The following is a 20,224-nucleotide window of genomic DNA, read 5'->3' on the forward strand; positions in this document are numbered from 1 at the left end:
TGGGCTGTGCGAGACGAACGGTTGGCTTTTCGACGGGGTTTTTTCTCGTCAATAAATACCCCTAAAGAACTATTTTTTCCGCCTATTCTCCATGCCATGCATCCGCCGATGGACTGGAGCGCCCGCAGGCCATCAGCGCTTCACCTCATCCACCAGCGCCCGGAACTCGTCGATGTCCTCGAAGCTGCGGTAAACGCTGGCGAAGCGGATGTAGGCGACCTTGTCGAGCTTCTTGAGCTCGCGCATCACCATCTCGCCGATGCGGTTGGCCGCAATCTCGCGCACGCCCAGGTTGAGCAGCTTTTCCTCGATGCGCTCGATCGCGGCATCGACCTGCTCGGTGCTCACCGGGCGCTTGCGCAGGGCCAGCGCGAAGGAGGCGCGCAGCTTGTCGGGTACGTACTCGACGCGGCGGCCGTCCTTCTTGACCACCATCGGAAAGCTGACGTCGGGCCGCTCGTAGGTGGTGAAGCGCTTCTCGCAGTGGCCGCAGCGGCGGCGGCGGCGGATGAAGTCGGCGTCTTCCGAGACCCGCGTCTCGACCACCTGGGTCTCGAGATGGCCGCAGAAGGGGCACCGCATCGCCGCCGCTCCGGGTTCAGCGGTAGACCGGGAAACGCGCGGTCAGCGCGTTGACCTTCTCGCGCACCGCGGCGATGTTGGCCGGGTCGCGGTTGTCGAGCACGTCGGCCACCAGGTTGGCGGTCAGGCGCGCTTCCTCGTCCTTGAAGCCGCGCGTGGTCATGGCCGGGGTGCCGATGCGCACGCCGCTGGTCACCATCGGCTTCTCGGGGTCGTTCGGGATGGCGTTCTTGTTGATCGTCATGTGCGCCTGGCCCAGCACCGCCTCGGCTTCCTTGCCGGTGATGCCCTTGGCGCGCAGGTCGACCAGCATGACGTGGCTTTCGGTGCGGCCGCTCACGATGCGCAGGCCGCGCTGGGTGAGCGTCTCGGCCACGATCTGGGCGTTCTTCAGCACCTGTTGCTGGTAGGCCTTGAACTCGGGCGAGAGCGCCTCCTTGAAGGCCACCGCCTTGGCGGCGATCACGTGCATCAGCGGGCCACCCTGCAGGCCGGGGAAGATGGCGCTGTTGATGGCTTTCTCGTGCTCGGCCTTCATGAGGATGAAGCCGCCGCGCGGGCCGCGCAGGCTCTTGTGGGTGGTGGAGGTCACCACGTCGGCGTGCGGCACCGGGTTGGGGTAGACGCCGGCGGCGATCAGGCCGGCATAGTGCGCCATGTCGACCATGAAGAGCGCGCCCACGTCCTTGGCCACCTTGGCGAAGCGCGCGAAGTCGATGCGCAGGCTGTAGGCCGAGGCGCCGGCGATGATGAGCTTGGGCTTGGTCTCGTGGGCCTTGCGCTCCATGGCGTCGTAGTCGATCTCTTCCTTCTCGTTGAGACCGTAGGAGACCACGTTGAACCACTTGCCGCTCATGTTGAGCGCCATGCCGTGGGTGAGGTGGCCGCCTTCGGCCAGGCTCATGCCCATGATGGTGTCGCCGGGCTTGAGGAAGGCCAGGAACACGCCTTCGTTGGCCGAGGCGCCGCAGTGCGGCTGCACGTTGGCGGCTTCGGCGCCGAAGAGCTGCTTGATGCGGTCGATGGCCAGCTGCTCGGCCACGTCGACGTACTCGCAGCCGCCGTAGTAGCGGCGGCCGGGGTAGCCCTCGGCGTACTTGTTGGTGAGCTGGGTGCCCTGCGCGGCCATCACGGCCGGGCTGGCGTAGTTCTCGCTCGCGATGAGCTCGATGTGGTGTTCCTGGCGGGCGTTTTCGGCCTGGATGGCGGCAAACAGCTCGGGGTCGGTCTGTTCGATGAGGATGCGGCGGTCGTACATGGCAGTCCTGAATGACGAGGAACCTTGCGCGTGACAAGGGCTGCCCAGGCGAACGGCTGAACGCCCGGCCTGGCGGCGCGGGCGGTGCGCTTCCCAGTGGTTGTCCCGGTGGTCGCCCTGAACAGGGGGCCGGGTGTCCACGTCAGCGGCCGATCCCCGCAAGGGGTGGCCGCCTATCGCCAGTCGCGCACCGCGCTAGTTTAGCCCAGCGGGATGCGGATCCCGCCGGCCGCGCGGGCGGGTGGCTTCAGGATGGAATGGCCGTGGACGGGGGCGCCACCGTGGGCCGGACCTCGGCCTCGACCTCGTTGCTCGGCGCCGGCGCATTGACGGGGATGGCGCGCGCCGGCGGCGGCGCGTCGAAGTGCTTGAGCGGCTTGCCCTGGGCCACGCGCTGGATGCGCAGGTGCTCGGCCATCACGCGGTTGATGTACCAACTGCCGTCGGTGGTGACCGCGCCCACGTACAGGCGCAGGCCTCCCTCCAGGGAGCCGGCGCGCTTGACCGCGTCGCTCAGCACGCGCGCGCCCACGCGCAGGTTGGACAGCGGGTCGAAGGCCGCCAGCTCGCCGCCGAAGTCCTCGTACTTGTCGGTGTGCACGCGCGTGAGCACCTGCATCAGGCCCTGGGCGCCCACGGGGCTCTGGGCGAAGGGGTTGAAGCGCGACTCGATGGCCATCACGGCCAGCAGCAGCGTCGGGTCCAGGCGGCTGCGCTCGCCGATCAGGTAGGCCTCGGCCACCAGGGCGCCCACGGGCTCGGGCGCCACGCGGTACTTGCGGCTGAGCCACTGCGTCACTTTGGCCTGCTGCTCGGTCAGGTCGCGCAGGTTGGCCACGGTCACGCGGTCGATGGCGGTGGGTTCCACCTCGACGTCGCGCTCGACCATCTGCTGCGCTTCCTGGCGCTGCAGCAGCCAGCTCAGCAGCCGCTCCTCGGCGCTGGCGCGCAGGTCGGCGCGCATGCCGAAGACGAGCAGGGCCACCGCGGCCACCGTGCCGAGCAGCGCCAGGCTGTTCTGCGTGGTGTGGATGAACCCCTGGTACACGTCGGAGGCGGCGTGGTTCAGGGACGATGCCAGGGCACGTGTCGTGCTCTTCTGCGGCGTCGGCGAGTGGGTCCTCATGGGTCGCTCCTTGCAGGTCGCCCGCGGCGTTCGTGGGAACGGCGCGGGCGGTCGTTGGGGGGGCTCTCGGTGGAGGGCCGCAGGGGGCCGCTTCCAACGAGTGGGCCTGCCGTGCAGGCCCGGGTTTACCCTCGCGTGGGCAAAAGTCGGCGGATGGTAGGGAGGCGTTAATAGCCAGTCAATGGTTTTGAACGCTGTTTGAAGAATAATTAGTAATATAAAATCGTCGGCCGACGTGCCAAAGTGGACAAACGCAGCGCCGCCGCCAATGGCCACGCGGGTTTGCGCGCGATGACAGGCGTATGACCGCTGGTCGGCCGATACCCACCTTTCATGGGGCAAAACGGGGTTTTGGGGGGCCGGAATGGGTTGCCGGGCCACGATTGAAAAGTTCCATGGTCGGGCGACGCGTGAGCCTTGATTCGACCGGTGGCGCGGCGTACGCTTCATCGGTCGGTCGCAGACCGGCACAGCCGACCCGGTGGAGTTCCACCGAACGGCCCCCTTGGGAGCAATCTCTTGCTCCCCGGCTGGCGGGACATCACCCTCCCACCACCCAACCGACGGCAAGTGCTTCATTGCCCGCCGTCAACCCCGGCGGGTTTTTCCCGCCGGGGTTTCTTGTTTTTGGGGCCGTCATGCGGCGGGGCCTTGGCTTGCGCGACACTCGCGCATGGCCGACACCGCAACGGATACCCCCGCCCCCCTTCCGCCCGCCGCCACGCCGCGCTCGCGCCTCGCGCGGGGCGTGGCCTGGGCGGCGGGCGGCCTGCTGTTGCTGTGGGGTCTGACCTGGCTGGGCCTGCCGCCGCTGCTGAAGTGGCAGCTGCAAAAGCAGGGCAGCGAGCGGCTGGGCCGTGCGGTCACGGTGGAGCAGGTGCGCTTTCACCCCTGGTCGCTGGAGTTGTGGGTGGATGGCCTGCGGGTGGCCGGCGCCGAGGGCGCCGACGACCTGCTGTCGGTGAAGCAGCTCTATATGAATGCGGAGTTGCAGTCCCTGGTGAGGCTCGCGCCGGTGATCGATGCCCTGAGGATCGACACGCCGCGTCTGGCGCTGCGCCACCTGGGGGGAGGGCGCTGGGACTTCGACGACGTGCTGCAGCGCCTGACGCCGCCGCCGCCCAGCGGGCCCCAGGACAACTCGCCCGCGCGCTTCGCCGTCTTCAATATAGAAGTGGCCGACGGCCAGGCCAGCGTGCGGGACGAGCCCGTGGGCGTGACCCACCACCTGGACGGCCTGCAGATCGCCGTGCCCTTCCTGAGCAACCTGGGTTCGCGCCGCGAGGTGGTGACCGAACCGCGCCTGGCTTTCACGCTCAACGGCAGCGCCTTCGACAGCCGCGTGGCCACCACGCCCTTCGCCGAAGACCACCAGACGCGCGCGCGGCTGCAGATACCCGAGCTGGACCTGGCCCCCTACCGGCCGTACTGGCCCAAGGCCTGGCCGGTGCAGTTCACTTCGGGGGCGCTGCACCTGGACCTGACGCTCGACTTCGAGCAGCACGCCGAGCCGACCCTGGTGGTGGCCGGCACCGTGGGCCTGTCGAACCTGCGCCTGGACGAAGCGGGCGGCGCGCCCCTGCTGCTGTCGCCGCGCCTGGACGTGGCGCTGCAGCGCGTGGAGCCCCTGCGCCGGCGCGTGGCCCTGGGCGCGGTGCGCTGGCAGGGGCTCGAACTCGACCTGGGCCGCGACGCGCAGGGGCGGCTCAATCTCCAGCGGCTGGCGGCCAGCTGGCCCATGGCCCCGGCGGCCGAGGCCACACCCGCCCCCGCCCCCGCCCCGGCGCCGGAAGCGGCCTGGCAACTGGCCATGCAGGGCTTCGAACTCCACGAGGCCCTGGTGCGCTGGCGCGACGCCTCGGTGCATCCCCGCGCCGAGCAGGACCTGCGCATCGCATCGCTGACGCTGGCGCCGATCGCCTGGCCGGTGAAGGACCCCGCGCGCCTGCAACTCGCCGCCGCCGTGGGCGAGGCCACGCTCAAGGCCGAGGGCGAGGTCGCGGGCGACCGCGCCCAGGTGCGCGCCGCGCTCGACAACTGGGGCCTGCGCCTGGCCGCGCCCTATCTGGCCAGCGTGCTGGCGCCCGAACTCGACGGCCGCGCCCGCGCCAGCCTGGTGTTCGATTGGGTGCGCGGTGCCGAGGGCCAGCCCGACCAGCTGGGCCTGCAGGGGGCGGAGCTGGTGCTGGAGAAGCTGCAATTGGGCCCGGCCAAGCGCCCGCTGGCCCGGCTGGACAGCCTGCGCCTGGCCGAGCTGAAGATCGACCTGGCGAAACACCACGCCGAGCTGGGCCAGCTGGCGCTGGACAACCCCGTGCTCGACGCCCACCGCGACGCGCAGGGGCGCTGGATGGTGGAGCGCTGGCTCACGCCCGCGCCGGCCGCGCCCGCGGCCACGAAGGCGGCTGGCCCGGCGGCCGAGCCCACCGCGTCCTGGACCTGGCGCCTGGCCGATGCCCGCCTGCGCGGCGGGCGCGTGCGCTTCATCGACGACAGCAAGGCCAACCCGGTGCGGCTGGACCTCGACCGCTTCGACGTCCGCCTGCAGGACCTGCAGCCCCCCGGCGAGCGCGCCCCCGAGGCGCCGCTGAACCTCAGGCTGCGCGTGGCCGGCGGGGGGGCCACCGCCGGCACCGTGGCCGCCGACGGCCGCCTGCGCCTGCCCGGGCCGGCCGGCGCCGGCCCCGACCTGCACTGGCGCGGCCGCGTGCAGGTGGAGCGCTTTCCCGTGCACGCGCTGGAGCCCTACCTGGCCGACTACCTCAACCTGGAGCTGCTGCGCGCCGACACCAGCGTGCGCGGCGACGTCGATCTGGCCTTGCCGGCCAAGGGCCCGCGCGTGCAGGCCGCGGTGGACCTCGCGGTGGAGGACTTCCGCGCCAACACCCGCTCGCCCGGCGAGGAACTGCTGCAGTGGCAGTCGCTGCAGGTGCGTGGCCTGCGGGTGCGCCAGGCGCCAGGGCAGCCCCTGTCGGTGCAGGTGGCCGAGACCGTGCTGAGCGACTACTACGCGCGCATCGCCATCGACCCCAACGGGCGCTTCAACCTGCAGGACCTGGTCAAGCCCGCGCCGGGCGAGCCGGCCGCGCCCGCCGCCCCGGCACCCGGCGTGGCCGCGCCCAACGCCGACACCACCACAACCGACGTGGCGGCGGCCGCGTCGCCGCCGCCCGGCCCGGCGGCCGACATCCGCATCGGCCCCATCAGCCTGGTCAACGGCCGCATCCTGTTCTCGGACCACTTCGTGCGGCCCAACTACAGCGCCAACCTCAGCGAGGTCACGGGCTCGCTCAGCGCGTTTTCCAGCACCCCGGCCGCGCCCGGCCAGCCGCCGGAGATGGCCACGCTGTCGCTCAAGGGCCGCGCCGAGGGCACGGCCACGTTGGACATCAATGGCCGCATCAACCCGTTGGCCACGCCGCTGGCGCTGGACATCAAGGGCGTGGTGCGCGACCTGGAGCTGCCGCCGCTGTCGCCCTACAGCGTGAAGTACGCGGGCTACGGCATCGAGCGCGGCAAGCTCAGCGTGGACGTGGCCTACAAGGTGGAGCCGAACGGCCAGCTCACCGCCAGCAACCAGATCGTGCTGAACCAGCTCGCTTTCGGCGAGCGGGTGCCCGACAGCCCGGCGAACCTGCCGGTGAAGCTGGCCGTGGCCCTGCTGGCCGACCGCAACGGCGTGATCGACATCAACCTGCCCATCAGCGGCTCGCTCAACGACCCACAGTTCCGGCTCGGCCCGGTGATCGTGCGGGTCATCGTCAACCTGATCGGCAAGGCCATCACCGCGCCGTTCTCGCTCATCGCCAGCGCCTTCTCGGGCGGCGGCGCGGACGCCAGCCAGATCGGCTTCGATCCCGGCCGCGCCGTGCTGAGCGACGCCAACCGCACGCAGCTCGAGTCACTGGCCAAGGCACTGGAGAACCGGCCGGCGCTGCGGGTCACCATCGTGGGCCACAGCGACCTGGAGGCCGAGCGCGCGGGCTGGCAGCGCGCCCGGCTGGACGGGCTGCTGCAGGCCGAGAAGCGCCGCCGCCTCGCGCGCGCCGGCGGTGAGGTGCCCGCGCGCGTGAGCGTGAGCGCGCAGGAGCGCCCCGAACTGCTGCGCGAGGCCTACCGCCGCGCCGACATCCCCAAGCCGCGCAACCTCATCGGTCTGGCCAAGGACATTCCGCTGGAAGAAATGGAGGCGCTGCTGTTGGCCGCCCAATCGCCCTCCGAGGACACCATGCGCGAGCTGGCGGTGGCGCGCGCGGTGGCGGTGAAGGACTTCCTGGCCGGCCTGCGCCTGCCCGAGGACCGCCTGTTCCTGGGCGCGCCCAAGACCCGGGCCAGCGGCGACCGGTGGGTGCCTCGGGCCGAACTGCAACTCGCGCCGCGTTGAGCGGCGCGACCGCAGGAGCGCCGGCGCCGCGCTGAGCGGCGACAATACGCGTTTATCCGCGCGGCCCGCCGCGCATCCGCTGCCCTTTTCACATGTCGCTGTTTTCTCCGCGCCAGACATCCGCCCCCGAGCCCGCCGTGAACACCCCCTCCAACCCCAAGTCCGCCAACGCCCATCCCCTGGACGCGCTCACCGGCGGCGTCTTCTCGGCCCCCACCGCCGGCGAGCGCGCCGCGCGCGTGCGCGATTGGCTCGCCACCGATCCCTCGGCCGAGCACATGAACGAGGTGTTCAAGGAGCTCAGCCAGCGCGACCGCGGCGCGGCCAAGGCGTTGAAGGAAAAGCTCGACGAGCTCAAGCGCCAGAAGTCGCAGGAGCAGGCCGCCAGCGAATGGTCGGCCAAGGCCGAGGCCCTGCTGGCCGCGTCGCGCCTGAACCTGGCCGACGCCCTGGCCTGGCAGCGCGACGCCGCGCGCGCCGGCGCGCCGCTGTCGCGCGAGCCCCTGGCCACGCTGCGCCAGCGCCTGGCCGAGCGCATCAAGTCCATCGAGGACCTGCAGCACGCGGTGCAGGTGGAGCGCGAGGCCGCCGTGCTGATCGCCCAGCGCATCGAGGTGCTGTCCACCAAGCCCTGGCAGGAGGCCCGCCAGGCCGCCGACGCGCTGCGCGGCGACGTGGCCCAGTGGCAGCAGCAGATCGACGGCCTGACGCAGGACCCGCAATGGGCCAGCGTGGAGGCCAAGTTCCCGCCCATGCTCGAGGCCTCGCGCCAGCAGCTGCAGTTGGTCTGGGACGCCTTCGATGCCGCGCTGGCCCAGGCCACCGCGGCCGCCGCCGACGCCAATGCCCCGCTGCCCGCCGTGCCCGTGTGGGCCGACGAGCTGCGCGCCGCGCGCGGCCTGGCTCCCGCCGAGCAGCAGGCCGCCAACGAGCAGGCGCAACAGGCCCAGCAGGCGCGCCGCGAGCGCGCCGGCGCCGAGATCGAAAAGGCCGTGGCCGCGCTCGAGGCCGAGGTGGCCGAAGGCCATGGCAAGGCCACGCCCAAGGCCGCGGCCGAGCTGCGCCAGCTGCTCAAGCAGCACGGCCGCCTGATCGGCCAGGCGCTGGAAGCGCGCGCGCATGCCGTGCTGTCGCAAGCCGGCGAACTCGAAGGCTGGCAGCGCTGGCGCGCCGACCAGCTGCGTGAGGAGCTGGTGGCCAAGGCCGAGGCGCTGACGCAGGCGCCCGAGGGCCAGCGGCCCACCGGGCGCAAGCTGCAGGAGGCCATCCGCCAGCTGCGCGAACAGTGGAAGACCACCGACCAGGGCGGTGCGCCCAACCACGCCCTGTGGAAGCGCTTCGACGAGGCCTGCACCGAGGCGCACAAGGGCGTGGAGGCCTGGCTGTCGCAGGTGCGCCATCAGGCCGAGGCCACGCGCGCCCAGCGCCAGGCCATCATCGACGAACTCAAGGCCTGGACCGCCGCGCACGCCGAGAGCAGCGACTGGAAAGCCCAGCTGCGCGAGCTGCATGCCTTCTCCGAGCGCTGGCGCCAGGCCGGCCACCTGAGCGAGAAGGCCTTCGCCGAGGTGCAGCCGCTGTGGAAGGACACCATGCACCAGGCGCACGCGCGCCTGGAGGCCGCGCAGGCCGAGAGCGTGGCGCGCCGCCGGGCCTTGATCGAGGAGGCCGCCGCGCTGTCGCAGGCGCTGCCGCTGCGCATCGACGCCGTGAAGGCCCTGCAGCAGCGCTGGCAGGCCGAGGCGCACGCGGTGCCGCTCGACCGCAAGCAGGAACAGAAGCTGTGGGAGGCCTTCCGTTCGCCCATCGACGCCGCCTTCGAGCGCAAGACCAGCGAGCGCCAGCAGCAGGCGGGGGCGCTCAGCGCCGTCGACCAGCGCGTGCTGGACGCCTCGCGCGAGCTCGAGGCCGCCACGCAGTCGGGCGACGCGCAGCGCATCCGCGCGGCCATGGCCGCGCTGGAGGCCGCCGGGCGCGCGGCACCGGCGGCCACGCCGGCCGCAGCGCCTGAGACCGCCGCCGGCGGAGAGACCGCACCGGCCGATGGCGCCGAGACCGCGCCGGCCCCCGCCGCGCCCCCGGCGGCGCCACGCAAGCTGGTGGCCATGCGGGGCGACGACCGCCCCGGCGCCAGGAAAGCCGAACCCGCGCCCCGCGACGCGCGCCGCGATGGCCGCCCTGGCCGCCCCGACGCGCGCGGCGGCCGAGACGGTCGCGATGGCCGTGACCGCCGCGACTTCCGCGATTCGCGCGAAGACCGCGAGCCGCGTGGCCCGCGCCTGGGCGACACCGCCTTTCGCGCGCAGCGCCAGGCCATGGAAGCCGCGCAGGCCAGCCTGCGCCGCCTGGCCGAGCAGGCGCACGGCGAGGTGCTCACCCAGGTGCTGGACGCCTGGCGCGCGCGCGACGCGCAGCAGCTGCCCGCCGCGCAGGCCCTGGGCGGGCGCGTGGCGCCGGCCCAGCGCTCGGCCTGGGCCTCCGCGCTTGGCCAGCCCGCGAATGCCTTGCCCGCCGAGGCCCTGCTGCGCCTGGAGATCGCCGCCGAGGCGCCGACCCCGGCCGAGCACCTGAGCGAGCGCCGCCTGCTGCAGCTGCAGCTGCTCACGCGCCGCAACGCACCGTCGCCCACGGAAACCTGGGCGCAGGACGTGGCCCAGGTGCTGGGTGGGGCGCACGACGAGAAGTCGGCGCGGCGCCTGCAGGCCGCGCTGAAGGCGCTGCTCAAACGCTGAGCGGGCGCGCGCTGAGGAAGAAGGCGTCGTAGAGCGCCAGCAGGGCGGGGAACTCCTGTCCGAAGCGCTCGCGGCTCACGAAATAGGCCTCGCAGGTCACGGCGAAGAACTCGGCCGGGTCCTTCGCGGCGTAGTCGTCCAGCCAGGGCGGCTCGCCGCCGAAGCGCTCGGCCATGGACACGGCTTCGCGAAAGCCCTCGAAGTGCTCCTTCATCACGCGCTGCCAGCGCGCGCGGGCCTCGCGCGGCTTGCGCGTGCCCAGGAAGCCTTGGGGCAGGGTGGGCGCGCCCTGCGGGTGCTCGCCGGCCTGCAGTTCGCGCATGTCCATCTTGTGCACGAACTCGTGGATCACCACGTTGTGGCCGATGGCGGCGCGCTCGCCCGCGCTGGCCACGTCCTCCCAGCTCAGCATCAGCGGGCCGCCGTCCATGGCCTCGCCGGCCAGGGCCTCGGTGTACTCGTGCACCACGCCGGCGGCGTCGTGCACCTTGCGGCGCGCCAGCACGGCGCCGGGCTGCAGGACGATGCCCACGAAGTCGTCGTACCAGTCGAGCAGGTCGGGCGCGCGGCGCAGGGCGCGTCCACCGGGGCCGTGCAGGTGCAGCAGCGGTCGGCAGGCCTGCGCCGCGATCGACAGCGCCATGGCGTCGGTGACCACCAGGCCGTTGGCGCCGCTGAACTCCTTCTCGACCAGGAAATGCTGGCACAGCAGGCGCAGGCGCGCGCGGTCCCCGCCGTCCAGCGCGGCGAGAAAGGGCAGGGCCGCGAGCGTATCGCGCCACAGGGCCTCGGGAATGGGGGCGGGGCGGCGCCAGCGGCGCCGCAGCGAGGCCAGCCAGCTCACGCGGCGCTCACCCGCTGCGCGCCGCGCTCGCTCAGGCGCAGGGCATCGGCGCGCGGCGGTCGGGCGCCCGCGTCCCAGTCGCTGAGCACGAGGCGCCGGCGCCCGGGGGCCAGCGTGTGCTCGGCGGGGCGGTGCGTGTGGCCGTGGATCAGCGTGGCGGCGCCGGCCTGTTCGAGCCAGGCGGTGGCCGCGTTGGCGTCGACGTCGGCCCACAGGCCGGGGTCGGGGCCCAGGCTGCGCTTGCGCGCCTCGCTGCGCGCGCGCAGATCGCGCGCGATGGCCTGGCGTTCGGCCAGGGGGCGGGCAAGGAAGTCGCGTTGCCAACCGGCGCCGCGCACCTGGGTGCGAAAGGTCTGGTAGTCGGTGTCGGCCAGGCACAGCGCGTCGCCGTGGCTCAGCAGCCAGCGCTGGCCGGCGAACACCAGCACGGTGGGGTCGTGCAGGGCCGTCATGCCGCAGGCGGCCAGGCCCTCGGCGCCGAGCAGGAAATCGCGGTTGCCGGCGATGAAGAAGGTGGGGGTGTGGCGGGCGAAGCCGCTCAGCGCCTGGGCGCAGCCGCGCCAGAAACGGCGGTCGGTGTCGTCGTGCGCCTCGTCGGGCGCGAGCAGGTCGTCGCCGACCCAGACCTCGAACAGGTCGCCGAGGATGAAGAGCGCGTCGGGCCGCGGCGCGCGCGCGAGGTAGGCGAGCCAGGCGGCGTGTGTGGCCGCATCGCCCGCGTGCAGGTGCAGATCGGAGATCAGCTCGACGGATCGCCACGACGCGGGCGCCACCAGCTCGGGGAAGCGCTCGGTCATGGGCGTGGGCCGGTCGCTCAGACGGCGACCGCTTTCTCGATCACGACGTCGGTCTTCGGCACATCGTCGTGGAAGCCGCGGCGGCCCGTGGGCGCGCCCTCGATCTGCTTGACGATCTCGCTGCCCGCGACCACCTTGCCGAACACGGCGTAGCCCCAGCCCTGCGCGCTGGGCGCGGTGTGGTTGAGAAAGCCGTTGTTGGTGACGTTGATGAAGAACTGCGCGGTGGCCGAGTGCGGGTCGCTGGTGCGCGCCATGGCCACGGTGTAGACGTCGTTCTTCAGGCCATTGTTGGCCTCGTTCTGGATCGGCTTGTCGGTGGGCTTCTGGTTCATGCCGGGTTCGAAGCCACCGCCCTGGATCATGAAGCCGGGGATGACGCGGTGGAACACGGTGTTGTCGTAGTGGCCCTTGTTCACATAGGCCAGGAAGTTGGCGGTGGACTGCGGCGCCTTCTCGGCATCGAGTTCGAGCGTGATGACGCCCATGCCGGCGATGTGCAGTTCGACTTTCGGATTGGCCATGTTCATTTCTCCAGGCTGGCTTTGACGATGGTGACGGGGGTCTGCGGAACGTTCTGGTGCATGCCGCGGTTGCCGGTGGGCACCGCGCGAATCTTGTCGACCACGTCCATGCCGGCGACCACCTTGCCGAACACGGTGTAGCCGTGGCCGTCGGGCGAGGGCGCGTTGAGGCCCGGGTTGTTCACGACGTTGATGAAGAACTGCGAGGTGGCCGAGTCCGGGTCACCGGTGCGCGCCATGGCGATGGCGCCGCGGTCGTTCTTCAGGCCGTTGCCGGCCTCGAGCGGCACGGGCGCGCGCGTGGGCTTTTGCTGCATGTCGGCCGTGAAGCCGCCGCCCTGGATCATGAAGTTGCCCATCACGCGGTGGAACACCGTGCCGTCGTAGTGCTTGTCCTTAACGTACTGCAGGAAGTTCTCGACCGTCTTCGGCGCCTTGGCGGGGTCGAGCTCGACGACGATGTCGCCGAGCGAGGTGGACAGGCGCACGCGCGGGGCCTTGTTGTCCTGGGCCTGGGCCGCGAAGGCCAGGGCGAGCGTCAGGCTGGTGGTCAGCGCGGTGGCCAGGCGGGCGAAGCCGCGGCGGTGCAGTGTCATGGGCGAAGTCCTCAGCGGGGGGGTGGGGCGAGCAGGTTCTGCACGGCTTTGAGTTTGGGCGCCAGGCGCGGGTTCTGCGTGTCGATCTCGCGCGCGCGCTGCCAGGCGCGCTCGGCCAGCCGCGCATGGACGTCGCCCAGGTTCTCCAGCGCCACCGCGTAGCGCGGGTTGGCGCGGATGGCGGCCTCGAGCGCAACGCGGGCTTCGTCGTAGCGGCCGGCCGCGGCGTGCAGCACGGCCAGGTTGTTGTGCGGTTCGGGCAGCTCGGGGTTGTCCTGCGTGAGGCTGGTGAACGTCTCGAGCGCGGCCGCGCTGTCGCCCTTCTGGTTCTGCGCCACGCCGAGCAGGAAGCGCATCTGCGGATCGCGCGGGTTGCTGCGCAGGTAGTCCTGCGCGCGGCTCAGGGCCTGGTCCAGCTGTTGGGCCCGCATGAGGCGCGAGACCTCGTCGTAGGCCGAGGGCGCGGGGATGCTGGGCGACTGGGCCTGCGCCAGCCAGGGCAGGGCGGCGGCCAGGCCGACCAGCAGCGCACGGGTGAAACCACGGAAACAAGCGAGGACGGCGCGGTCCAGCGGTGAAGCTCGGTGAGACATGGAACCTCATGGGATGCGCCGGGCGAAGCGGATGCCCGACCAGTGGCGCCCATCGGTGCGTGCGTGCGCGGGATGGGCGTCGATATACTGGCGCATTGTATCTGAGGGGTACCGGCGAGCCGGTCGTTTCAGACCGTGCCTGCGGGGCGCCGGACCCGTGAGGCGCCGCGCTGGCGAGCGTGGTTGGAAGCGGTCGGCACCGCGCCTGCCCTGCGCCTTGCGATGACCCTGCATATCCACAACACCCTCACGCGCCGGCTCGAGCCTTTCGCGCCCATCGAGCCCGGCCACGTGCGCATGTACGTTTGCGGCATCACGGTCTACGACCTGTGCCATGTGGGCCACGCCCGCTCCAACATCGCCTTCGACGTCGCGCGCCGCTGGCTCGAGGCCAGTGGCTACCGCGTCACCTTCGTGCGCAACATCACCGACATCGACGACAAGATCATCCGCCGCGCGGTGCAGAACGGTGAAACGGTGCGCGGCCTCACCGACCGCATGATCGAGGCCATGTACCAGGACTTCGACGCCCTGGGCATCGCACGCCCCACGCACGACCCGCGCGCCACCGACTACGTGCCGCAGATGCTCGACATCGTGCGCGCGCTCGAAGACAAGCAACTGGCCTACCGCGCGGCCGACGGCGACGTGAACTACGCGGTGCGCCGCTTCCCCGGCTACGGCAAGCTCTCCGGCAAGACGCTCGACGAACTCCAGGCGGGCGAGCGCGTGGCCGTGGCCCAGGGCAAGGGCGACCCGCTGGACTTCGTTCTGTGGAAGGCCGCCAAGCCCGACGAACCCGCCGACGCGCAGTGGGACTCGCCCTATGGCCGCGGCCGTCCGGGCTGGCACATCGAGTGCTCGGCCATGGCCTGCGCGCTGCTCGGCAAGACCTTCGACATCCATGGCGGCGGCGCCGACCTGCAGTTCCCGCACCACGAGAACGAGATCGCGCAGAGCGAGGGCGCCAACGGCGTGCCGCTGGCCGCGGTGTGGATGCACAACGGCTTCGTCAACGTCGACAACGAGAAGATGTCCAAGAGCCTGGGCAACTTCTTCACCATCCGCGAGGTGCTGCAGAAGTACGACGCCGAGACGGTGCGCTTCTTCATGCTGCGGGCCCACTACCGCAGCCCGCTCAACCACAGCGACGCCCACCTGGACGACGCGCGCGCCGCGCTCAAGCGCCTGTACACCGCGCTGTCGGTGGTGAAAGCGGCGGACGTTTCCATCGACTGGCGCGAGCCCTTCGCCGCGCGCTTCAAGGCCGCGATGGACGACGACTTCAACACGCCGGTGGCCTTGAGCGTGCTGTTCGAGCTCGCGAGCGAGGTCAACCGCGGCAAGGACCCGCGCCACGCGGGCCTGCTGCGCGCGCTGGGCGGCGTGCTGGGGTTGTTGCAGGCCGATCCGATGGCATGGTTGCAGGGCGGACCATCTAGGCATCATGAAGCGTCTGGTGCCCTTGTTGGGCAGGGCGCCTGCGTCTCTGGCAATGCCCATGTGACATCGGGCTTGGACGAGCCCGCCATCGCCGCGCGCATCGCCGCGCGCGCCGCAGCCAAGCAAGCAAAGAACTTCGCCGAAGCCGACCGCATCCGCAACGAGCTGCTCGGCCAGGGCATCGTGCTGAAAGACAGCGCCGCAGGCACCACCTGGGAGCGCGCCTGATGAGCGCCGTGCTGACCGTGCCCGAGCCCGCCTACTGGCAGGACGCCTGCAAGCACCTGATGAAGCGCGACCGCGTGATGAAGAAGCTCATCCCGCGCCACCCCGACGTGTGCCTGCAGTCGCGGGGCGACGCTTTCGTCACGCTGGCGCGCAGCATCGTGGGCCAGCAGATTTCGGTGAAGGCCGCCCAGTCGGTGTGGGACCGCTTCGAATCGCTCACCCGCAAGATGACGCCCGCGCAGGTGCTCAAGCTCAAGGTGGACGACATGCGCGCGGCCGGCCTGTCGGTGCGCAAGGTCGAGTACCTGGTGGACCTGGCGCTGCATTTCTCGGACAAGCGCGTGCGCGTGAACGAGTGGCCGCACATGGACGACGAGGCCATCATCGCGGAGCTGGTGGCCATCCGCGGCATCGGCCGCTGGACGGCCGAGATGTTCCTCATCTTCCACCTCATGAGGCCCAACGTGCTACCGCTGGACGACCTCGGCTTGCAGAACGGCATCAGTCAGGCCTATTTTTCGGGTGAGCCCGTCAGCCGCAGCGAGATCCGCGAGGTGGCCGGCTCCTGGGCCCCGTTCTGCAGCGTGGCCACTTGGTATATTTGGCGGTCGCTCGATCCGCTCCCCGTGAGCTATTGAGCCGCCTGAGCAAAGGAGCCTATCTTGGCCAAAAAGAACTTTCTCGACTTCGAGCAACCGATCGCGGAACTCGAATCCAAGATCGAGGAACTGCGCTACGTCCAGACCGAATCGGCGGTCGACATCTCCGAAGAGATCGACAAGCTGGCGTCCAAGAGCCTGCAGCTCACCAAGGACATCTACAGCAACCTCTCACCCTGGCAGATCACCAAGATCGCGCGCCATGCCGACCGGCCCTACACGCTGGACTACGTGCGCGAAATCTTCACGCACTTCGTCGAGCTGCACGGCGACCGCCACTTCTCCGACGACCTGTCCATCGTCGGCGGCATGGCGCGTTTCAACGGCCAGCCCTGCATGGTCATCGGCCACCAGAAGGGCCGTGACACGAAGGAGCGCGGCCTGCGCAACTTCGGCATGACCAAGCCCGAGGGCTACCGCAAGGCCCTGCGGCTGATGAAGCTGGCCGAGAAGTTCAAGCTGCCGGTGTTCACCTTCGTCGACACGCCGGGTGCCTATCCGGGCATCGACGCCGAAGAGCGTGGCCAGTCCGAGGCCATCGGGCGCAACATCTTCGAGATGGCGCAGCTCGAGGTGCCCATCATCTCCACCATCATCGGCGAGGGCGGTTCCGGCGGCGCGCTGGCCATCGCCGTGGCCGATCAGGTGCTGATGCTGCAGTACTCGGTGTATTCGGTGATCAGCCCCGAGGGCTGCGCCTCCATCCTCTGGAAGACCAGCGAACGCGCGAGCGACGCGGCCGAGGCCCTGGGCATCACGGCGCACCGCCTCAAGGCCCTGGGCCTGGTGGACAAGATCGTCAACGAGCCCGTGGGCGGCGCGCACCGCGACCACAAGCAGATGGCCGCCTTCCTCAAGCGCGCCCTGGCCGACGCCTACCGCCAGGTGGCCGACCTCAAGGTGAAGGAACTGCTGGAGCGCCGCCATGCGCGCCTCGATGGCTATGGCCGCTTCACCGACACCAAGGCCGACGCCAAAGACCGCCGCTGAGGCGGACGCTTTTCCCGGTGCCGCCGAGCTGCAGCGCTGGGCGGCGCGCCACGCCCTCGACCAGGACACCGCGCCGATCGGCATCGCCTGCAGCGGCGGCGCCGACTCGGTCGCCCTGCTGCTGGCCGCGCACGCGCGCTGGCCGGGGCGCTGCGTGGCCCTGCACGTGCACCACGGCCTGCAGGCCGCAGCCGACGGCTTCGAGGCCTGCGTGCGTGAGGTCGCGGCGTCCCTGGGCCTGCCCGTGCAGGTGGCCCGCGTCGACGCCCGGCACGCACCGGGCCAAAGCCCCGAGGACGCGGCCCGGCTCGCGCGCTACGCCGCGCTGGCCGGCCTGGCGCGGGACCAGGGCATCGGCTGGGTGCTGCTCGCGCAGCATGGCGACGACCAGGCCGAGACCGTGCTGCTCGCGCTCTCGCGCGGCGCGGGCCTGCCCGGCCTGTCCGCCATGCCCGAGGCCTTCGAGCGCCATGGTCAGCGGTTTGGCCGGCCCTGGCTCGGCGTGCCCGCGCACACGTTGCGCGAAGCGCTGATCGCGCGCGACCAGCGTTTCGTCGACGACCCCAGCAACGGCGACGAGCGCTACACGCGCAACCGCATCCGCGCGCAGTTGATGCCGGCCTGGGCGCGCGCCTTTCCGGGCTACCGCGCGGCGCTCGCGCGCAGCGCGGCGCACGCGGCGCAGGCGCAGCGCCTGCTGGACGAGTTGGCGGCGTTGGACCTGGCGGCCAGCGGCGAGCCGCCGCGCATCGCCACCCTGCAGGGCCTGTCGCGCGACCGCCAGGCCAACGCCTTGCGGCACTGGCTGCGCCGCGCGCACGGCGTGGCGCCCAGCGCCGCGCAGCTCGACGAACTGCTCGACCAGGTCGGGGCCTGCCGCACGCGCGGCCACGCGATCCGGCTCAAGGTGGCCGAGGGCTTCGTGGTGCGCGATGGCCCGTGCCTGGCCTATACCCCCTAGGTATAATCCCGCGGTTCTGCCCGGCCCCAGTGGCTGTGCGGCGCGCGCCCCGACGAAGCCCTGAAGGACGCGCCGCGCCGCGTCCTTCCTCCCTTCCAATGGCCCTCATCGTTCACAAGTACGGCGGCACCTCTATGGGGTCGACCGAACGCATCCGCAACGTCGCGCGTCGCGTCGCCAAATGGCACAAGGCCGGCCACCAGATGGTGGTGGTGCCCAGCGCCATGAGCGGCGAAACCAACCGCCTGCTGGCGCTCGCCAAGGAACTCGCGCCCGCCAAACCGGGCACGTCCTATGGCCGCGAACTCGACATGCTGGCGGCCACCGGCGAACAGGCCTCCTCCGCGCTGCTGGCCATCGCGCTGCAGGCCGAAGGCCTGGAGGCGGTGAGCTACGCGGGCTGGCAGGTGCCGATCAAGACCAACGACGCCTACACCAAGGCCCGCATCGAATCCATCGACGACGCGCGCGTGCGCGCCGACCTGGACGCGGGCAAGGTGGTCATCGTCACCGGCTTCCAGGGCATCGACGACGGCGGCAACATCACCACGCTGGGCCGCGGCGGCAGCGACACCTCGGCCGTGGCCGTGGCCGCGGCGCTCAAGGCCGCCGAGTGCCTGATCTACACCGACGTCGACGGCGTCTACACCACCGACCCGCGCGTGGTGCCCGAGGCGCGCCGCCTGTTGCGCGTGAGCTTCGAGGAAATGCTGGAGATGGCCAGCATGGGCTCCAAGGTGCTGCAGATCCGCTCGGTGGAGTTCGCGGGCAAGTACCACGTGCCGCTGCGCGTGCTCTCCAGCTTCACGCCCTGGGACATCGACCTGGCCGAAGAAGCGGCCTCCGGCACCCTGATCACTTTTGAGGAAGACGAAGACATGGAACAAGCCGTCGTTTCCGGCATTGCCTTCAACCGCGACGAGGCCAAGGTCTCGGTGCTCGGCGTGCCCGACAAGCCCGGCATCGCCGCGCAGATCCTGGGCGCGGTCGCCGACGCCAACATCGAGGTCGACGTCATCATCCAGAACCTGAGCAAGGACGGCAAGACCGACTTCAGCTTCACGGTGCACCGAAACGAATACCAGAAGACGCTGGACCTGCTCAAGTCACAGGTCGTGCCCGCGCTGGGCGCCGCCGACGTGGTGGGCGACAACCGCATCTGCAAGGTCAGCATCGTGGGCATCGGCATGCGCAGCCACGTGGGCGTGGCCAGCCGCATGTTCCGCTGCCTCAGCACCGAAGGCATCAACATCCAGATGATCTCCACCTCGGAGATCAAGACCTCGGTGGTCATCGACGAGAAGTACATGGAGCTGGCCGTGCGCGCGTTGCACCGCGAGTTCGATCTCGACCAGGCCGCCGACACGATCAGCGCCTGAGAGGGCCTGGCCCGCGTGTGCTTTGGGGCATAATGCGGGCTTCGCGGAGTGATGACCGAGTGGCCGAAGGTGCTCCCCTGCTAAGGGAGTATGGGGTGTAGAGCCTCATCGAGGGTTCGAATCCCTCTCACTCCGCCAGATGTTCACATCGACAAGGCGCCCTGCGGGGCGCCTTTGTTTTTTGTCCTCCTGCTGTTCTTGCCGCCGGACCCGCCATGTCTCAGAGCCTGTCGCGCACCGCGTTCGCCACCCTGTTGCTCATCGCCTTCATGATGGGCGCCAACCACGTGGCCGCGCGCCTGGCCTTCGACCACGGCGTGACCGTGGCCACGGCCGTGACCTTCCGCAGCGGCGTCACGGCGCTGGTGGTGGCCGGCATTCTGTTCTTCTACCGCGTGCCCCTGGCGCTCACCGCGCGGCACCGCAAGGCGCTGCCCGCCATCGGCCTGCTGGTGGGTGTGCAGAGCCTGTGCCTGTACGCGGCGGTGGCGCGCCTGCCGGTGGCGCTGGCGCTGCTGGCCTTCAACACCTACCCGCTGTGGACGGCGCTGTGGTCGCGCATCGTCTATGGCCAGAAGCCGGCACCGCACCTGCTCAAGGCCATGCCGCTGATGCTGCTGGGCCTGGCGCTGGCGCTGGACGTGTCGGGCGCGGCCTCGGGCCTGGGCGCGGGTGGGCATTGGGCGCGCATCGGCGTGGGCGTGGGCTTCGCGCTGGCGGCCGCGGCGAGCTTCGGATTGGCGCTGGTGTTCACGCAGCACGAAGCGGGCGATCTCGACGGCCGCCTGCGCACCGCCACCACCATGGGCATCGTCGCGGTGATCGCGCTGGCCGCGAGCGCCACGCAGGGCGGGCTGCATTTCCCGAACGCCCTGCCGGGCTGGTGGGGGCTGCTGGGCCTGACCTTCCTCTACGGCACGGCCTTCACCATCATGTTCACGGTGCTGCCGCGCCTGGGGGTGGTGGGCAACTCGGCCATCATGAACATCGAGCCCATCTTCGCGCTGGTGCTGGCCTGGGTGTTCCTGGGGCAATCGATCGCGGCCATTCAGGTGGCCGGTGGCCTGATCGTCGTGGCCACGGTCATGTGGCTGGGCCTGCGCAAGGGCTGAGGCCGGCGCGCGGGGC

Annotated in this window: 16 protein-coding genes, 1 tRNA gene and 1 riboswitch; of the genes, 9 read left to right on the top strand and 8 right to left on the bottom strand. The window is 71.0% G+C overall.

Annotated elements, in window-relative coordinates; genetic code table 11:
* Nucleotides 1-132 precede the first annotated feature (132 nt).
* From nrdR to SOM08_RS09185, 3 genes are all read right to left on the bottom strand, one after another.
* Nucleotides 133-582, bottom strand: coding sequence for a transcriptional regulator NrdR (nrdR, locus tag SOM08_RS09175; protein WP_116957685.1), 450 nt, complete (start codon nucleotides 580-582; stop codon nucleotides 133-135).
* A 16-nt stretch (nucleotides 583-598) separates the two neighbouring features.
* The gene (glyA, locus tag SOM08_RS09180) at nucleotides 599-1,840 is read right to left on the bottom strand and encodes a serine hydroxymethyltransferase (protein ID WP_322470538.1); all 1,242 of its coding nucleotides are present in this window, start codon (nucleotides 1,838-1,840) and stop codon (nucleotides 599-601) included.
* Between the two features lie 35 nt (nucleotides 1,841-1,875).
* Nucleotides 1,876-2,037: riboswitch (ZMP/ZTP riboswitch) on the bottom strand.
* 50 nt (nucleotides 2,038-2,087) lie between these two features.
* Complete coding sequence (locus SOM08_RS09185) at nucleotides 2,088-2,966, bottom strand: lytic transglycosylase domain-containing protein (RefSeq protein ID WP_116957687.1); 879 nt, start codon at nucleotides 2,964-2,966, stop codon at nucleotides 2,088-2,090.
* A 673-nt stretch (nucleotides 2,967-3,639) separates the two neighbouring features.
* Here SOM08_RS09185 and SOM08_RS09190 point away from each other — a divergent pair.
* Both SOM08_RS09190 and SOM08_RS09195 read left to right on the top strand, forming a co-directional pair.
* Nucleotides 3,640-7,350, top strand: coding sequence for a DUF748 domain-containing protein (locus tag SOM08_RS09190; protein WP_322470539.1), 3,711 nt, complete (start codon nucleotides 3,640-3,642; stop codon nucleotides 7,348-7,350).
* 92 nt (nucleotides 7,351-7,442) lie between these two features.
* Entirely contained in the window at nucleotides 7,443-10,082 is a 2,640-nt protein-coding gene (locus SOM08_RS09195) for a DUF349 domain-containing protein (protein WP_322470540.1), read from the top strand.
* Here SOM08_RS09195 and SOM08_RS09200 read toward each other — a convergent pair.
* Genes SOM08_RS09200 through SOM08_RS09220 form a run of 5 tightly spaced genes read right to left on the bottom strand, consistent with a single transcriptional unit; the run spans nucleotide 10,072 to nucleotide 13,436 of the window.
* Entirely contained in the window at nucleotides 10,072-10,926 is an 855-nt protein-coding gene (locus SOM08_RS09200; RefSeq protein ID WP_322470541.1) for a M90 family metallopeptidase, read from the bottom strand. The genes SOM08_RS09195 and SOM08_RS09200 overlap by 11 nt on opposite strands.
* The gene (locus tag SOM08_RS09205; protein WP_116957691.1) at nucleotides 10,923-11,723 is read right to left on the bottom strand and encodes a UDP-2,3-diacylglucosamine diphosphatase; all 801 of its coding nucleotides are present in this window, start codon (nucleotides 11,721-11,723) and stop codon (nucleotides 10,923-10,925) included. The genes SOM08_RS09200 and SOM08_RS09205 overlap by 4 nt, the downstream gene beginning before the upstream one ends.
* 17 nt (nucleotides 11,724-11,740) lie before the next feature.
* The gene (locus SOM08_RS09210; RefSeq protein WP_070398074.1) at nucleotides 11,741-12,247 is read right to left on the bottom strand and encodes a peptidylprolyl isomerase; all 507 of its coding nucleotides are present in this window, start codon (nucleotides 12,245-12,247) and stop codon (nucleotides 11,741-11,743) included.
* 2 nt (nucleotides 12,248-12,249) lie between these two features.
* Nucleotides 12,250-12,843 (bottom strand): peptidylprolyl isomerase, encoded by a 594-nt coding sequence (locus tag SOM08_RS09215; protein ID WP_116957692.1) that lies wholly within the window; start codon nucleotides 12,841-12,843, stop codon nucleotides 12,250-12,252.
* A gap of 11 nt (nucleotides 12,844-12,854) precedes the next feature.
* Nucleotides 12,855-13,436, bottom strand: a complete 582-nt coding sequence (locus SOM08_RS09220; protein ID WP_322470542.1) for a tetratricopeptide repeat protein — start codon at nucleotides 13,434-13,436, stop codon at nucleotides 12,855-12,857.
* A gap of 222 nt (nucleotides 13,437-13,658) precedes the next feature.
* On the opposite strand from SOM08_RS09220, the gene cysS reads away from it, so the two are divergent.
* The 7 genes from cysS (at nucleotide 13,659) to SOM08_RS09255 (ending at nucleotide 20,208) form a co-directional block, all read left to right on the top strand.
* Entirely contained in the window at nucleotides 13,659-15,107 is a 1,449-nt protein-coding gene (cysS, locus tag SOM08_RS09225; RefSeq protein ID WP_322470543.1) for a cysteine--tRNA ligase, read from the top strand.
* Complete coding sequence (locus SOM08_RS09230; RefSeq protein WP_116957695.1) at nucleotides 15,107-15,745, top strand: DNA-3-methyladenine glycosylase family protein; 639 nt, start codon at nucleotides 15,107-15,109, stop codon at nucleotides 15,743-15,745. Before cysS ends, SOM08_RS09230 begins: the two co-directional genes overlap by 1 nt.
* A gap of 24 nt (nucleotides 15,746-15,769) precedes the next feature.
* The gene (locus tag SOM08_RS09235; protein ID WP_116957696.1) at nucleotides 15,770-16,756 is read left to right on the top strand and encodes an acetyl-CoA carboxylase carboxyltransferase subunit alpha; all 987 of its coding nucleotides are present in this window, start codon (nucleotides 15,770-15,772) and stop codon (nucleotides 16,754-16,756) included.
* Nucleotides 16,692-17,717: a tRNA lysidine(34) synthetase TilS gene (tilS, locus tag SOM08_RS09240; protein ID WP_245980805.1), complete on the top strand. Its 1,026-nt coding sequence runs from the start codon at nucleotides 16,692-16,694 to the stop codon at nucleotides 17,715-17,717. Before SOM08_RS09235 ends, tilS begins: the two co-directional genes overlap by 65 nt.
* A 98-nt stretch (nucleotides 17,718-17,815) precedes the next feature.
* Nucleotides 17,816-19,096, top strand: coding sequence for an aspartate kinase (locus SOM08_RS09245; RefSeq protein ID WP_116957698.1), 1,281 nt, complete (start codon nucleotides 17,816-17,818; stop codon nucleotides 19,094-19,096).
* Nucleotides 19,097-19,141: 45 nt separating this feature from the next.
* A tRNA-Ser gene (locus tag SOM08_RS09250) sits at nucleotides 19,142-19,234 on the top strand.
* 77 nt (nucleotides 19,235-19,311) lie between these two features.
* Nucleotides 19,312-20,208 carry an EamA family transporter gene (locus tag SOM08_RS09255; protein ID WP_116957699.1) on the top strand — a complete coding sequence of 299 codons (897 nt, stop codon included), beginning with the start codon at nucleotides 19,312-19,314 and terminating at the stop codon, nucleotides 20,206-20,208.
* The last annotated feature ends 16 nt before the right edge of the window (nucleotides 20,209-20,224 follow it).

It is taken from the genome of Hydrogenophaga sp. SNF1 (assembly GCF_034421675.1).
Taxonomy (GTDB): Bacteria; Pseudomonadota; Gammaproteobacteria; order Burkholderiales; family Burkholderiaceae_C; genus Hydrogenophaga; species Hydrogenophaga borbori.